The sequence below is a fragment of the Dehalococcoidia bacterium genome, from assembly GCA_041653995.1.
Lineage (GTDB): Bacteria > Chloroflexota > Dehalococcoidia > GIF9 > UBA5629 > CAIMUM01.
This window is the reverse complement of sequence record JBAZEK010000001.1, coordinates 346292-362285: the sequence shown is the minus strand read 5'-3', so window position 1 is coordinate 362285 and position 15994 is coordinate 346292. Positions and strand designations below refer to the sequence as shown.

At 53.0% G+C, this 15994-nt stretch carries 15 protein-coding genes; 2 read left to right on the top strand and 13 right to left on the bottom strand.

What is annotated here, in order from left to right:
* Positions 1-317: 317 nt before the first annotated feature.
* Genes WC359_01705 through WC359_01685 form a run of 5 tightly spaced genes read right to left on the bottom strand, consistent with a single transcriptional unit; the run spans position 318 to position 6367 of the window.
* Positions 318-1625, bottom strand: a complete 1308-nt coding sequence (locus WC359_01705) for an acetyl-CoA hydrolase/transferase C-terminal domain-containing protein (protein MFA5399147.1) — start codon at positions 1623-1625, stop codon at positions 318-320.
* Positions 1626-1627: 2 nt separating this feature from the next.
* Positions 1628-1966 carry an STAS domain-containing protein gene (locus WC359_01700; GenBank protein ID MFA5399146.1) on the bottom strand — a complete coding sequence of 113 codons (339 nt, stop codon included), beginning with the start codon at positions 1964-1966 and terminating at the stop codon, positions 1628-1630.
* Between the two features lie 28 nt (positions 1967-1994).
* A complete protein-coding gene (locus tag WC359_01695) occupies positions 1995-3452 on the bottom strand; it encodes an aminotransferase class III-fold pyridoxal phosphate-dependent enzyme (GenBank protein ID MFA5399145.1) in 1458 nt (485 codons plus the stop codon).
* Between the two features lie 59 nt (positions 3453-3511).
* Positions 3512-4816 carry a RuBisCO large subunit C-terminal-like domain-containing protein gene (locus tag WC359_01690; GenBank protein ID MFA5399144.1) on the bottom strand — a complete coding sequence of 435 codons (1305 nt, stop codon included), beginning with the start codon at positions 4814-4816 and terminating at the stop codon, positions 3512-3514.
* A gap of 15 nt (positions 4817-4831) precedes the next feature.
* A complete protein-coding gene (locus tag WC359_01685; GenBank protein MFA5399143.1) occupies positions 4832-6367 on the bottom strand; it encodes an FGGY-family carbohydrate kinase in 1536 nt (511 codons plus the stop codon).
* A gap of 68 nt (positions 6368-6435) precedes the next feature.
* Here WC359_01685 and WC359_01680 point away from each other — a divergent pair, with 68 nt between their 5' ends.
* Complete coding sequence (locus tag WC359_01680) at positions 6436-7518, top strand: radical SAM protein (protein MFA5399142.1); 1083 nt, start codon at positions 6436-6438, stop codon at positions 7516-7518.
* 8 nt (positions 7519-7526) lie between these two features.
* Here the strand turns inward: WC359_01680 and WC359_01675 are convergent, their stop codons facing one another.
* From WC359_01675 to WC359_01640, 8 genes are all read right to left on the bottom strand, one after another.
* Complete coding sequence (locus tag WC359_01675; protein MFA5399141.1) at positions 7527-8225, bottom strand: glycerol-3-phosphate acyltransferase; 699 nt, start codon at positions 8223-8225, stop codon at positions 7527-7529.
* 72 nt (positions 8226-8297) lie between these two features.
* The gene (locus tag WC359_01670) at positions 8298-8768 is read right to left on the bottom strand and encodes a MaoC family dehydratase N-terminal domain-containing protein (protein MFA5399140.1); all 471 of its coding nucleotides are present in this window, start codon (positions 8766-8768) and stop codon (positions 8298-8300) included.
* A gap of 116 nt (positions 8769-8884) precedes the next feature.
* Entirely contained in the window at positions 8885-9346 is a 462-nt protein-coding gene (locus WC359_01665) for a MaoC/PaaZ C-terminal domain-containing protein (GenBank protein ID MFA5399139.1), read from the bottom strand.
* Positions 9347-9376: 30 nt separating this feature from the next.
* Positions 9377-9847, bottom strand: coding sequence for a MaoC family dehydratase N-terminal domain-containing protein (locus WC359_01660; GenBank protein ID MFA5399138.1), 471 nt, complete (start codon positions 9845-9847; stop codon positions 9377-9379).
* 25 nt (positions 9848-9872) lie between these two features.
* The gene (locus WC359_01655; protein ID MFA5399137.1) at positions 9873-11066 is read right to left on the bottom strand and encodes an acetyl-CoA acetyltransferase; all 1194 of its coding nucleotides are present in this window, start codon (positions 11064-11066) and stop codon (positions 9873-9875) included.
* A 28-nt stretch (positions 11067-11094) separates the two neighbouring features.
* Positions 11095-12537 (bottom strand): OB-fold domain-containing protein, encoded by a 1443-nt coding sequence (locus WC359_01650; protein MFA5399136.1) that lies wholly within the window; start codon positions 12535-12537, stop codon positions 11095-11097.
* 158 nt (positions 12538-12695) lie between these two features.
* Positions 12696-13829 (bottom strand): acyl-CoA dehydrogenase family protein, encoded by a 1134-nt coding sequence (locus WC359_01645; protein ID MFA5399135.1) that lies wholly within the window; start codon positions 13827-13829, stop codon positions 12696-12698.
* Positions 13830-13846: 17 nt separating this feature from the next.
* The gene (locus WC359_01640; GenBank protein MFA5399134.1) at positions 13847-15052 is read right to left on the bottom strand and encodes an acyl-CoA dehydrogenase family protein; all 1206 of its coding nucleotides are present in this window, start codon (positions 15050-15052) and stop codon (positions 13847-13849) included.
* 293 nt (positions 15053-15345) lie between these two features.
* Here WC359_01640 and WC359_01635 point away from each other — a divergent pair, with 293 nt between their 5' ends.
* Positions 15346-15984, top strand: coding sequence for a TetR/AcrR family transcriptional regulator (locus WC359_01635; protein ID MFA5399133.1), 639 nt, complete (start codon positions 15346-15348; stop codon positions 15982-15984).
* Positions 15985-15994: the final 10 nt, after the last annotated feature.

Below are 15994 nucleotides of genomic sequence, written 5' to 3'. Positions count from 1 at the left end.
AGTAAATCATATGAACGCCTTTGAAACATCGGTTGCAGCCTTTATTTTTTTACAGAAATCAGTAAGGAAAAGGCGTACCGCAAAATGCTTAGTTGCGGCAAGGGTTTCCATTATTTACCTTATCAAATCGATTTTATCGTAGCTATTTTGGGATTATACGATATAGCCATTTGCCACAGTAACCGGTTGAAAGGACAGGCCACCACCACCCCCAACATCCTTTGGACTTATTGTTTTATGCAGTATTGTAAATACCGCAAATTGAATGGAATAAGGTATGCTCTGCTTCAGATTTGAAGGACGGGGCGGTCAGCCCGCTAAAGAAGGTACATATTCTCGGCTTCCCGTAGCAATGCTTCGCGGAAGCGTGGATGGGCTATGCTTATTATGTCCAGCGCACGGTCCCTGGTCGATCTCCCCTTCAGATTGACCACACCATACTCAGTCACCAGATAGTGCACATCCATCCTGGGTGTAGTTATAGCCGCTCCACTACCCAATCTCGGCACAACCCTTGAAACCTGGCCGCTTTTGGCTGTGGAATAAAAGGCCAGTATGGATTTCCCTCCCTTCGAGTTATATGCCCCGCGCACGTAATCAAGCTGTCCGCCCGCACCGCTGTACTGTGATCCCCCCAGAGATTCGGCATTACATTGTCCCAGCAGGTCAACCTGTATAATGGAGTTGATAGATATCATGTTATCGTTCCTGGCGATGACCGAGGGGTCATTAGTATAGCTGACCGGGTAACTCTCCATGCTGGGATTATCGTCCATGTAGCGGTACATCTGACGAGTGCCCTCAGCCACGGTGAAAACATGCTTCCCGGTGTGCATGTTCTTTCGTCGACCGGTGACCACGCCTTTTTTGATCAGCTCTACCATGGCCGGGCCGAAAACCTCTGTGTGCACGCCCAGGTCCTTGTGATCGACCAGCTTCATGGCGATCACGTTAGGCAAGCCGCCAAATCCCAACTGGAGGGTTGCTCCATCAGGAACAAGGTCGGCAACCAGGCTGCCGATGGCTTCGTCTTCGGGCCTGGGGCCGGGCCATTTGAATTCGATCAAAGGCGATGTATGCTCCACAATGGCATCCACCTCTGAGACATGCAGCAGGGAATCGCCGAATACGCGCGGTTGGTTCTTATTTACCTCAACAATGAGACGCTTGCAGCACCTGGCCACAGTGGAAGTGTAGTCGTTGGCTGTACCAAAGCTGAAGAAGCCCGATTTATCCATGGGCGATACCATGGTAACGGTTACGTCTATATCGAGGTTTTCACGCATCAGCCTCGGCACCTGGTGGAAATGGTTTGGTACGTAATAATTCAGTCCTACCTTGACGGCTGAACGTGAGGATTTGCTGACGAACCATGAGAAGGCCTGCACGCAATCGCTGAGGTCGGGGGAAAGCAAGCTTTTAGAAACATTACCTGTGGGCAATAATGAGTGCACTTTGAGATCGTAAAGGTCTCCCACGCGCAACCGGTCGGCAATGGCCTGCAGAAGAGCGGGCGGCTCGGCGGCGGCAAGGCCGTGCACAATGGTGCTTCCGTTTTTTATCCCGCTTACTGCCCGTTCAGGCGTGGTAAGCTTGCGCCTGTACTCCGATTTGGGCGTCAGCATGGTCAGGCGCTGAAGCCGGCAACGGCCTCAGCTTCATCCCCGGCAATGGTGAACAGTTGCGTGAACCCGGCGATATCGAAGACTTCCTTGATATTCGGTTTCATACAGCAGAGTTTTATATCCCCCTGCTGCTTGCGCGCCTTCTTGAGCTGAGCCAGGAATACACGCAGCCCCGAGCTGCTGATATACTCCAGGCCTTCCAGGTTCAGCACGATCTTTACCTTCCCTGTTTCTATCAGCGAGTCGATTTTTTTCTCGGCCTCAGCAGCGCTGTAGGCATCCAGCCTCCCGCCGACGCTGAGAACATTTACATTTCCCGTTTGTTTTTCGGCCAGATCCAATGGGGCCTCCTTCTAATTACTGCTTTTTTTATACTCCTTCCACGCTGGAAAATACTCTCTCAAAGCCGGCAAGCCCCTCATCAATCACTGCGTCTGTATCAGCCATGCTCGTATACACCCTTGAGCCGGCCAGCGTTATCAGTCCATTAGCCATGTATGCCGCGCCCATCTCCTCAATCATATGTTTGCGCGGTTTCATCTCCTTTAAAAGCTTCAGCGGATTGCGGAAATCAAGTAGCATTACTCCTGAGGTCTCGAGATGCACGATCGAACCCTGGTTATATACTACAAAAGGCAGCTTATATTTGACTATTATATCCTGCAGTCCCCTGGTCAACCGGTCACCCGCTCTTCCGGCAATTACCGGCGCGTTGGTTCTCTCCATTTCAAGCAGGCTGAAATAGCCCGCAGCGCACGATAGCGGATTGGCCGAAAGCGTTCCACCCACGTAGGCCCTCTCTGCCGAGGCCCCGCCTATACCCGCTGCGAAGCATTGGATTATGTCAGCTCTTCCTCCCACGCCGCCGGCCATGGGATAGCCGCCTGCCACACATTTACCGAAGATAGTCAGGTCGGGTTTAACGTTGAAATAACCCTGGGCACCACCCATGCCCAACCTGAACCCTGTTACCACCTCGTCGAAAATGAGCAACGCGCCAAACTCGGTGCAGAGCTCCCTTACCTTTTTATTAAAGTCAAAGGGCACCGGGCGCGTGCCACTTTCAGGGCCTACCGGTTCCACTATGACGGCAGCCGTCCCGCCGAACAGTCGATTTCTAGCCAGCAGGCGCTTCAGCGCTCCCAGGTCATTGGGGAAGAACTCCTGGGTACCCGAACTACAGCCGGGGGGAATGCCCTTCGCTTCAAACCTTCCCGTGCCGGGAATATGCATGCCGTAGACCATCTGGTCACTCCAGCCATGGTAGGCGCCTCCGACCTTTATGACCTTCTTCTTTTTAGTGAATGTGCGGGCCGCCCGGATGGCTGCCATGACGCTCTCGGTACCTGAGCCCAGCATGCGGAACATCTCGACATTGGGCATAAAGCGATTGATCAGTTCCGCCAGCTTCAGCTCATATTCGTGAAACAGTCCGGTCACGGGCTCACAGTTCTGCAGCAGCTCAATGATTTTCTGGCGTACAGGCGCGTAATTGTTACCCAATACAATGGGACCGCCCGCCTGCAGAAAGTCGATGTACTTGTTGCCGTCCACATCCCAGAGGTAGGCTCCATCCGCTTTCTCTATGGCGATAGGGAAGGGATGGTTAAAGGCCAGGTTGTGCTGAACTCCGCCGGGGATGAACCGTTTGGCTTCATCGGTTAAAGCTTTCGATCGTTTACATTTAGATTCGAAATACTCGAGGTAGTCCTTCATCTTTTCCGACCGCACCTTTTTCATAGGCTGGCCTACCAGAGCATTTAGGCGACGATAAATCTCATCCACGTCAGGGTATTCAGAAATTGCATAACGTTGTTCTTCCGTCATGATCGTCCTCCGTGTTCAAACATAATTACGGGGCTTCTCTTCTCCTCGCAGCAAAGGCTTTATACACCCTTTTTAAACGGGTCTCCCCACAGATTGACTATAGCTGACAGCTCCTTGTGCGTCTTAGCATATTCCTCAAGGGAAATGCCCTTCAGGGTAGCATCGATGGCCTGGCGGAAAGCTTTGCCGCCGGCTACCGGGCCCTGCGGATGGGCGTGAATGCCGCCGCCGGAGCCGATAACGATGTCATTGCCCAGCACCTGCATAACTTTAGGGACCATGGTGGGCGTTATTCCGCCAGACGCCATCGGCCAGGTGGGCTTCAACTGGTACAGCGGGTATGTTAGATTCCTGGCCATCATTTCGAATTTGTCGGAGATGACAGGCGCCTTCCCATACGGGGCTGGAATAACAACTATATCCGCACCGGCCAGGCGCGGCAATTTACCCAGCACCAGATGCGAGCTCATACCATGCAGGGGCGACATATAAAGTGCGCCGGCAACGTCCATGTGGGCCAGAATGGGCACATTGATCTTCGGATCCTCGGCAAGAGCCTGCAGAACGGTCAGACCGACGGCCACGTAGTTCAGCATGATGGCGTTGGCGCCCAGCTCCACAGCCCTCCGGGCATTCTCGAAGACCTTGGGAACGCTGTCGCTAACATTTACCGTGTAAAGCGTGTGCTCGCCCGTCTTCTCGAAGACCTGCTTCTCAATCTGCATATAGCGCTTGACACGGCCGACCATGGAATTGAACGAGGCATCGGCTATCAGTTCATCGTCCTTGATAATGTCACATCCACCCATCGCCGCCAGTTTGAATAGCTCGGCGCCCACCTCCAGCGGATAGCCCGTGCAGGGTTTGACCATGTTGTTGAGCAGGGGACGCTTCTTGACGCCCAATAGTTTACGTATGCCGTCGATACCGAACTTGGGCCCTTTGAAGCCGGCCACATATTTCTTGGGGAACCTGACGTCGACCAGCTTGATCTGTCCTGCCATGGAGATGTTGCCGACAACAGCGGTCAGCATCATGGGAATCTGCGAGCCGATGTTCACGAAGGGGAACGCCATCTGGACAAACCAGCTCCTTTCCTGCAATCCGGCGGGCAGGTCGAACTCATAATCCGGCAGTTCGTATACACCTATCACCTTGGCCACGTGTTGTCTGCGAACTTCGGGGGTCTCGCCCGGCACAGCCACCCAGGTGCCCGTGCTCTGCTCGACGGCCAGGAAAGGCGCCACCTTGGCCATGGGTAATCCTGCTGGACCTGTGACAACGTAGGTGCCTATAATATATTCGTCGTAATCCACCCCGTCGGGTAGTGCTACAGGCTGGCTCAACATATCTTCTCTGTTCATATCGTCCTCCCCTTATTAAACCTGTTCGCAACGGTCTTTATTTATCCTTGTGTAGAAGCCCTTCAAATCAGTATAAAGCTCCTTGTAAAGAACATAGAGAAAATCATATACATCCCGGTTGGCGGCCCGCGGCTCAAAAGTGAACTCGGGGGAAACCACATCTTTCAGGCTCTCGAAATCTTTGTAGATGCCCAGCCCCACCGCCGCCGTCATCGCGGCTCCGACCGCCCCGGCTTCCTGCGGATTATGCACAGGTTGTATCTTCTTTCCGGTCACATCCGCCAGTATCTGCATCCAGGGATGGCCGAGTGCGCCTCCCCCAATGACGCGCAATGATGGGAGAGGGAATTTGAACTGCTTCTCGACCACCTCGATTATCCATCTCAAATTATAGGCCACACCCTCATAGACCGATTTTATCAAATGTTCGCGGGTATGTTCGGGAGTCAGGTTATAGAAGCCGGAACGTATAAAAGCATCGGCCACCGGGGCCCTTTCGCCATACATCCAGGGTGTAAATATCAGATAATCGGACCCTGCCGGCACCTGTTCCACCCTGGTGTCCATGAAACCGAATATATTGGTCATGGTTGCATCGGCTTTCTCCAGCCTGCACATCTCATCACCCAGCCAGCGGAGACAGCCCCCGGCCAGCTCCATCTGGCCAAGCAGGAGAATCTTGCCGGGATCGGCTGATTGTGTGCTGACAACCCCGCTTTTACCTGAAAGTATTTTCTTTGTCACCACGCCTATCCAGGCCGAGGTGCCCATGCTGATATGCCCGCCCCCCTCACCCATAGCGCCGGAGCCCACCGCTGCCGACTGTATGTCGCCGGTTCCACCCATGACGGGCGTACCCTCCAGCAAACCCATAAGTGAGGCAGCCTCGGATGTCAATCCGCCGATCTTATCCGTTGAATCGCACAGCGGAGCCAGTTTCCTGATATCGAAACCGACATAGCCAAAAATCATTTCCATCCAGTTTTTCTTCTTGAGGTCCAGCCCAAAGGCCGAGGCGTTGCTTCGGCTCATGTACATCTGGCCTGAGCAGCGATAGTTGAGATAGCCGCTCACATCGAGAAAATATTTCATGCGCCTGTACACGTCCGGCTCGTTCTTTTTAATCCAGAGCAGCTTGGGTATCCCGTCCTTGCCCGTGATTGAAGCGCCGGCTATAGCGGTGAAAACGGCGGGGCCGAGGAATTTATTCATAACCCACCTGGCCTCCTCGGGAGCCCTGCTGTCCAGCCAGATGATGCCTGGTCTAAGCGCAGTACCTGCTCCGTCCATGGGCACTATGCCGATTAATTGTGAGGAATTAATAACGCACAGCACATCAGCCGGAGATACGCCGGTCTCGGTCATCAGCTGTTTGGTGGAGGTGGTCATGGCCTTCCACCAATCCTCCGGATCCTGCTCGGCCCAGCCGGGTTTGGGATACTTTATATCATAGGGTCTGACAACCCTGCCGTGTACCTTCCCTTCCACATCCACAAGCACCGCTTTGGTATTGCTGGTGCCGACATCATGTGCAACTATGTACTTAGCCATATAACCTCTCCCCCCGGATGATTCATTATAGTTGAACTGCTCCCTCTGGAAGATGTAAACCGTAGATAATGATACACAGTTATTTACACGGAATCAACAACAGCAGATTCGATAAAGACTTCCTTTTCGGCTACAATCAAATAATCCGATTTGCCATGAAAAACGATCGTGTTGCTTCCAAACGCAGGTACCCTTCGCTTTACGCATCCGGCGAGCTGCAAAAGAGGACCGATAGCCTGATTAAGCGCCTGGGCGCGTGCGATATTTGTCCACGTTCATGCGGTGTGAACCGCCTTGATTGCAACAGCGGATACTGCAAATCCGGCAGTCTGGTCTCGGTGGCCAGCCGATGCGCCCATCACGGAGAGGAACCGGTCCTTTCCGGTACAAGGGGCTCCGGAACGATATTTTTCAGCAGCTGCAACCTGAGGTGCATATACTGCCAGAATAGCCAGATCAGCCAGGGACACGGCCCCTATGAACAGGTTGACAGCCGCGGCCTGGCGCAGATGATGCTTTACCTGCAGGAGGAATTGCATTGCCATAACATCAATCTCGTCTCTCCCACTCATTATGTGCCGCAGATCGTGGAGGCACTCTGTCAGGCAGTGCCGCTGGGACTTGATATCCCCATCGTCTACAATACCAACGCCTATGATTCCATAAAGACCCTTTCCATGCTGGACGGCATTGTCGACATCTATCTCCCTGACATCAAATATGCTTCCGATAAATGGGCCGGAAAATTCTCCGACGCCCGCCGATACGTCGAATACAGCCGGCCGGCTATAGCGGAGATGTATCGACAGGTGGGAAACCTGATAACAGACGATAAAGGTATCGCTCAAAGGGGATTGATTATCCGTCACCTGATACTGCCCAACAGACTGTCGGGAAGTGAGGAATCACTAAAGTGGCTGGCAACGGCCCTGTCCCGGGATATAACCCTGAGCATCATGGCGCAGTACTACCCCTGCCATCATGCTCCTGATGAGCTTCTACTGGCGAGGAGAATAACGGCAGATGAGTACCGCGAAGTCGTGGATATCATGAACAATCTTGGCTTGGAAAGCGGCTGGTTGCAACAACTGGACTCTGCCGAACATTACCTGCCGGATTTCCATCGTCAGGGGCACCCGTTTTCTCTATAACCTGCTGCCTATAATCTGTCTTTCAGGTTGGTCCTGAAAACAGCACGCTTTACGTTGCCGCCCGCCTTGCCCCAGATCTCCTTGATACGGGGTATGTACATCAAGATCGGCACGAGGCTTAAGAAAATGCTGTAGACAAACAGCCCGGTATCCTTATACACAAACCATGCGATTAACCAGAAAGCGATATAAGATACCGCGTAGGAAATAGTCGGCCAGCGCGTTATAGCCATGAGAATTAAAAACGATGCCAGGTATATCAGGTCGCCCAGGGGAATGGGGATTTTAACGGCCCCGATATCCACCCAGTTGATCCAGGCCAGCAGGAAGGCCAGCACGCCTATGGCGGTGGCGCCTCCTTTTCCACCCTTGAACTTGAGAAAGACCGGAAAATTGTGTCCGGCTATGACGGCGATGCCGGCGACCATCTCGACAGGAACAACAACATCGGGCGGCACCTGTAACCACACGGTCGTGAAATAGCTCAATGTGAGGGCCAGCATGGCCTTGCAGATATCTGTAGCCAGTACCAGCATGCCGGGCCAGAATCCGATGGTATAGAAGGTATTCATGGCGCCCATATTGTGGCTGCCTACCTGTCTTATATCAACGCCCTTGAATGATTTGCCTACCAGGTAGGCCGAAGGTATACAGCCCAACAGGTAGCTTTCTATAGCAGCGATGACATATGCGAGCACGATATTAATCATATTTATTCACCCTAAACATTATAAGACGCGGACGCCTGAAATGTTACTACGTAGAATTGCGTATTTCCGTCAGAAACTGAGGAAGGTGTGACGGGCTATTAGAGCTACGGCCCCGCGCTGGTTGGTGTATGTGATCTCGACTGTGGTCGACATGGTCGGGCCCAGCTTGGTTTCCTTTCCGACGATGCCGGCTATTTTAATCCGCGCGGCCAGAATATCGCCTGCTCCTATGGGCGCCAGGAACTCGTATTCCATACCGCCATCCAGGTTGCCCCTGGGGGCGCCCGCAGCGATGAGCTTTTCGACAAACTGGAACATATCAAATCCGCTGGTCACCGGCCACCCGACAAAACCCGGCGGCGCTTTGAGCCGGCCGAAAGTGCTGAATGCGGCGTACTCCACATCGCTGTGCATGGGATTTGAGTCTCCTACCGCCTGTGCGTACCTATGGATAGAGCCTTCCTCTACCTTATATATAAGGAGCGGCTCTTCCTTGCCGATCATCTTCTTCAGCGCTTCGGTCAAAACAAATTCAGCCATTTTGCCCTCTCCTGAACAATGCGATATGCCCATTAATTACGGAACATCGCCGGCCACGATCTAATATCGATGCACTGCCGGCGATGTTCAATTTCGTTTTGTTTAGAGCCGCGAGACTATTTTGCCTTGGATGGCAGTATCACGGTCGCAGCGCCGGTGGTATTTTTCTCACCCTTGCTGTTCTCGACCCAGATCTCACATTCCACCGTATGGTCTGCATCGTTCTTTTTAGTGACTTTACCCTTGCAGTACCAGGTGTCGCCATCCACCGGATCTTCGAAGCCCTTCATCTTGCGCGGGTAATCCATACCGCGATATCTACACGACAGCTTCCTGAGTGTCCCGTCCTGGCCGATCCAGTCGGTCATCAGGTTCACCAGCCATGCCCTCTTGAGCAGTCCGTGGACGATGGGCCTGCCCACGCCCAGGTTCTTGGCGAAATCCTCCTCGTAATGAAGCGGATTGAAGTCGCCCGATGCGCCGGCATACTGTACCAGCATCCTGGTGGTAGCTATTTTCTCAAGTGTCGTTACTTCACTGCCTACCTGTATATCTTCATAAAAAATCTGTTTGGCCATAGTTCCTCCACATATTAATAACAGGCTGTCTTAGAAGTTGAGGAAGGTATTGCGCACAACCAGCACAACAGCTCCCCTCTGGTTGGTATAGGTGGATTGAAGCGTGGTTACCATGGTGGGGCCCATTTTGGTCTCGCGACCCTCAATGCTGGCGACCATGATCTCCGCAATCAGGATATCGCCCGCGCCGATGGGCGCCAGGAAATCATACTCAACGCCACCGTCCAGCAGTCCCATGGGGGCACCGGCCTTCATCAGTTTTTCGAAGAGCTTGAATAAATTGAACCCGGTCGAGATAGGCCACCCCATGAAGCCGGGCGGGGCCATCACGCGGCCCCATTTGCTGTTGGCTGCCCATTCGACATCTGAATGCTGTGGGTTTTTATCGCCGACCGCCTGGGCATATCTCTGGATAGCGCCCTCCTCGACCTTGAAAACGACCGGAGGCTCTTTTTGCCCGATCAGCTGTTTCAGACTATCTGTAACAGTAAATACTGCCATCTAACAAAACCTCCCGAATATACCTTTATTTGCCGACTATGCAGACGCTGACAACGTTCATCGAGGGGAAACCGCCCATATTGTGCGTGAGGCCAATCTTCGGATCCTTTAACTGCCGCTTGTCGGCCTTGCCCTGCAGCTGCTTGTACATCTCGTACATCATCCTCAGGCCGCTGGCGCCGATGGGATGTCCGAAGCACTTCAGGCCGCCATCAATCTGGATTGGTTGCGCGCCATCACGATTAAAACGTCCGGCATCTATATCATCCTTAACTTTACCCCGGGGACTGAACTGCAGATCCTCCATGGCTGTGGCCTCTGTGATGGAGAAGCAATCGTGTACCTCGGCCATGCTGACCTCGTCGCGCGGGTTCTTGATGCCGGCCTCTTTATAGGCCATGACACCTGCCCGGTAAGCCGGCTCCACGTGCGATCCGTCCCACTTGGTGTAATACATCTCTTCACCCGAAGAAACCGATATCTGCATGGATTTCACCAGTACCGGGTCCTGCCTGAACTTCTTGGCCATGTCCGCCCTGCAGACTATAGCGGCAGCAGCGCCATCGCTCACGCCGCAGCAGTCGAATAGGCCCAGCGGCCAGGCGATGATGGGAGCATTAACGATCTGCTCAACGGTAACTTCTTTGCGCAGGTGTGCCTTGGGATTGAGTGCGCCATTCACATGGCTCTTGGCCGAGACCTTGGCCAGCATCATCTTGCCGTCCTGTGGGCTGATATTGTACTGAGAGAAATACTTGGTCGCCATCATGGCGAAACCGCCCGGCGCGGTCATGTTAAACATGAATAAAGGGGCCTTGTAGCCCATCCCGCCAGCCAGGGGAAGCCCGCCGTAACCGCAGTCCTTCAGCTTCTCCATGCCCAGCGCCAGGCAGATGTCGTAGGCACCGGAGGCAACTCCATAGACCGCCCCACGCAGAGCCTCAGAACCCGTCGCGCAGAAATTCTCCACCCTGGTGACCGGTATAAAGGGGAGCTTGAGGGCCATGCCCAGTACGGTAGCGCCACGGCCAACGCTGATATCAGGCATGTGGCAACCCCACCAGGCTGCCTGTATGGCATTCTTCTCTATTCCCGCATCAGCCAGGCATTCTACAAAGGCCTCAACGATGAGGTCCTGCGGTCCGGCATCGAAGCGCTCACCAAACTTGGTGCAGCCCATACCGATTATGGCTACTTTATCTTTAATTCCTTCTGCCATCTAATTATCCTCCTTGTTTTCTACTTTCTTAGGCGACGATGGGCATCGCTTTCCAGCCGTAGTTTACAGCAGCGCGCTTCTCATCGGAATATTTAATCCTGAAGGTCAACTCCACCGGCATGCCGACTTTCAGGGCATTGGCATCGCAATCGGTGAGGTCTACACCGGCCCGTCCACCACCATCGAAGTCGATGAAACCGTAAGATGCGGGCGGATCGATGCTGGGGGCCAGGAAGTCACTGGTATAGGTGAAAAGCGTGGCCTTCTTGTCGGTAAAGCGGTACGGCTCATACTGATCCACCGCCCCACAGTCCGGATTGGGGCAAATCCTCTGTGGCGGATAGCTCGGTGTGCCGCATTTCTTGCATTTGAATCCGACCATGCCGTAGAGCTCCCTGTTGTCCCTGGATACTACGGAGAACGAGGTGAATAATGCTTCTTCTCCCCTGATGCCTATCTCGCAGGGCATCTGCTTGCGGAAAGCAAGGTATTTCTCATAGCTGCCCAGAGCGACTTTGTTGGCCATGTTCCTTTTAACAGCCTTCTTTCCCTTGACTTTGGAGATCTTGTCGGTAACGGTCAGGTAGAAAGCGTCACAGCCCTGGCCGAAGCTGATCACCAGAATCTTGTCTCCCGCCTTGGCATCTTCCAGCGCGGCTACCAGCATCAGAAGTGTCTGGGCTACGCCGGTATCGCCGACCGTTGTCAGCATGGGATCCTGTATCTGCTCGGGAGTAAGCCCGAATGTCCTGCCCAGGGCAGCATGCGCGCCGCCGAAGGCGCAAGCGTAAATGACCTTGGAGAAATCCTTCACGTTCAGTTTATATTTCTTGGTCAGGCCCGCCAACGCCTCGGGGATAAATTTCATATAGCCGGCATCGCGGATGAAGCGTTCCTCCCACATATGCTCCAGGCGCTCTCCCTCCAGGCGCCGTCTGTCCACGAAATCATGCGTGGTCGAGTAAGATCCGTCGATAGTAGCTATTACATCATCCTTACCCATCAAGAAGGCCGCGCCTCCGTCGCCATAAGTGTAATCGCCGTTGCCGCCGACCTTGCTGACACGCATGTCAGCGGCGCAGACCAGGCAGCTATTGAGAGAGCCCGCTGCGATCGCATCGGCAGCTGCCAGCAGCGCGCTGGTGCCTGACTTGGTGGAATCAGTAAAATCCGCCGCCCTGGTATCTGTATTGAGGTCCAGCGCAGCCGCGATAATGCCGGCGTTCTGTCTCAGGGCATACGTCTGAGAAGTAGTGGCAAAGTAAATCCCGTCCACTTTTGAGGCGTCTTCCCCCTGCAAACAGTCCGTGGCAGCGGCCACCGACATGGTTATGCTGTCCTCGTCCCAGTTGGCCACGGCTTTCTCGCCCCTCAAAGGGGCAAACCCCAGGAACAAGAGGGACATCTGCATGATATTTCGATCCAAACGAAACCTGGGTATGTGTGCACCGTACGACTTGATACCTACCATTTTTCCTCCTTAAATCTGATTTAATTATTTTAAGAGTGCCAGCCAACCCATCAGCGATTGATTTTACACCATATCATATTTCATCTCAATATCAGGTATGTTCAAGAAATGCGTCCCCAGTCACGATCCGTAATCAATCATTTCTGACAACCCGTCCATTAAAGGCCGATGCCTGCAGCGATCTTCTCCAGGTGCAGGTCGGTATCTCCCAGCATGAATTCGGACGATTTCACGCGGCGGAAATAACAACCTATATCGTGGTCCATGGTAAACCCGATGGCCCCGTGTATCTTGATGCCGTCGACGCAAACCCTCTGATATACATCATTAGCCTTGGCCTTGGCCTGGGAGATGTACATGTCGGCCTTTACGCCGATAGACAGCATCCAGGCTGCATAGTGCACCAGATACTGTAAACCCTCGACGTCGGTGAGCATATCGACAAGCTTATGCTGTATGGCCATGAAAGAGCCGATCGGCTTATCGAATTGTGTCCTGTCCTTGGCATATGCCTGCGTCATCTCCAGCACCGCCTGGCAGGCGCCGGCTACTTCGGCACATTTGAGCACCGTAGCTCGCTGAGCCATATAGGAGATTACTTTCCAACCATCTCCCTTTTTACCGATAGTATCGGACCTGGCGGCCTTCACGTTCTTAAACCTCACTCTGCACTGCCCATCGCCGGCGATCGTGGGTATCAACTCTATTTTCACACCGCGGCCGGCCGTTTTTACCACAAACAGGGTCAGGCCACTCTCGGGCGATTCCGCCTTTTCCGTCCTGCATAACACCAGCAGATGATCCGCAACATGTGCATAGGGCACAAACCATTTTTCGCCATTTAGAATATAGTTTTTACCGTCAAATTCTGCGTGAGCCGTAATGTCGGCAGCTTCAAATCGCCCCGACTTCTCTGTAAGGGCCAGCGACCAGATGCTTTTACCATCTGCGATGGGTGTGAGATATTTCGCTTTTTGCGTGGCAGTGCCGAATTTCAAGATGGGGATGGAACACAGCGCAACGGTTGAAAAGAACGGGCCGGGCGTTATGTTCCTGCCCATCTCTTCCATCAGTACGACCAGGTCAAGGAAGTCAGCGCCGGTCCCGTTGTACTGCTCAGGGAATATCAACCCCAGCCAACCCAGCTCGACCATCTTGGCCCACATGTCAGGATCGTAGCCCTTCTGATCGGTCTCCAGCTCCCTGACCCTGGCTTTGGGACACTCATTGACCAGGAAATCCCTGGCCATGGTCTTCAACATATTTTGCTGTTCGTTAAAATCAAAATCCATCTCGAACCCCTTAAGTATTAATATGCCCTGGGCAGACCCAGCTTGAACTGCCCCACGATATTCTTCTGCACCTCGTCGGTGCCGCCCGCGATGGCGATGCCGGGGAACATCATGTAAAGGCGAGTGACATTGCCCATGACTTTAGCCCATTTGGACCACATATCAACCTGAGAATAAGCGCCGATAATCTCCGAACCGGTGGTGGCGAGGCGCTGCATCACGAGATCACAATAAGCCTTGTTCCTGGCCGCCTCGTAAATGGGTATTTCCCCCTTGCTCATCTTCCATGTAATCTCATAGCTGAACATTTTGAGCGTCTCCAGCTCCAGCGCCCTCTCAGCCAGCTTGTGCCTGACCACCGGGTCCTTGGCCAGCGTCGTGCCATTATAACGTATTTCACGACTATACTTAATAATTGCCTCAAGTATCTTCCTTGACATGCCTCCGAACTGCGGGGCGATGCTGTGCCGTTCGAAAGCCAGGGACTGCATGAGATGGTACCAACCGCGGTTCTCCGTCCCTACTAAATTGGCCGCCGGGACCTTAACATTGTCGAAAAATAACTCGTTGAAGATGTGCACGCCGGCAAAGTTTATGATAGGTTTAATGGTGATGCCCGGACTCTTCATATCGAGTATCAGCAGGCTTATGCCATGCTGCTTTTTCTGGGCGCCGGGGTCGGTCCTCACCGCTATCCAGCACCACCTGGCTCTATGAGCGCAGCTGGTCCATATCTTCTGCCCGTTTAGAATATATTCATCGCCGCTTTTTAGCGCCTTAGTCTGAATATTGGCAAAATCCGAGCCGGCATTGGGCTCGCTGTAGGCGGTGCACCATACACCATCCGGCTCACCGGCCGCAATGGAGGGTATATACTTCTTACGCTGCTCCTCGCTGCCGAAAAGCATGAGTGATTGCCCTACCCAACCTATGCCGCTCACCCCCATGGTGGTGCCCGGGATACCCTGGTAGCTGGCTTCATCAATGTACACAAGCTGCTCAAAGGGAGATGCGCCCTGGCCCCCGTACTCTTTAGGCCAGGCCATGGTCAGCCACCCTTTTTGCGATAGTTTCCTGGATATCTGCATTGTGAATTCCCAATCCTCATCCCTGCCCTCCTCCTCCAGGCCGCTGATGACGGAGTGTCCCGACAATTCCGCCCGGGCAAAAGCCCTGATCTCCGCCCTTAATTTCTCCTCTTTTTCGCCGAACTTAAAATCCATACCCGCTCCTTAAACAAATAAAGATTATGTAATCTAAGTGGCACTGATAACCGCTGTTTCTATCGCATGTCCTATATTTTTCTCTTTACCTGCCTCTGCCCATTGACCTGTGCCCGAGCAAAATGGTATAACCTAATTATTAGTGAACAATGTTATATAAATGGGCTTGTACCTTATAATGGAATTATATCTGTCGGAACAACGTTCACTTTATATCACATGAAATAGTAATCTGTCAAACTGACGGAAAACAAAGGCAGCGGCCGTTCTATTTCTTAAGTGAGAAAGTCAGTATGAAAGTTGAAGGGAAATCGACCAAAGCGCTGATCATGCATGCGGCACTCGATATCTTCAGTAAGGAAGATTTTGAGAAGGCCACCATGCGCTATATCGCTGAGAAGGCGAACGTCACCACATCCATCATCTACAAGCATTTTAAGAACAAGGACGATCTTTACGTGCAGTTGATCAGCACCATAATCGAGAGGACCAGCAGGGAGCTGGACATGCATTTGACCGGCCTGGCCGATACCCGAAACAAGATCTATCGAATGACACACTACTATCTCAATTATTTCCAGGATAATATCCACATCGCCCGGTTGGTATATGCGAGGACAAACCTGAGCTACTGGTATGAGTTTGAAAAGGCGTATAAAACCGCCAGGACGTCCGGTTCGCTGTTCTTAAGGATCATGGAAGAGGGACAGCGTAAGGGGGAACTGCGCAGCGACCTCGACCTTAATATGCTCGGGCATATTTATCACGGCGCGCTGCGCCACATGGTAGTTCACTGGCTGTATAGTCAGGACAGATACAGGCTGTCGGATCTGGCCGATGGTTTCGCCCAGGCTATTTACGAAGCCAGCAGGGTGAAAGAGACGGGCAATGAAACCTTCGTTTGCCCATTTATGAAACGTGATAATCCTTAGCAGGTAATAT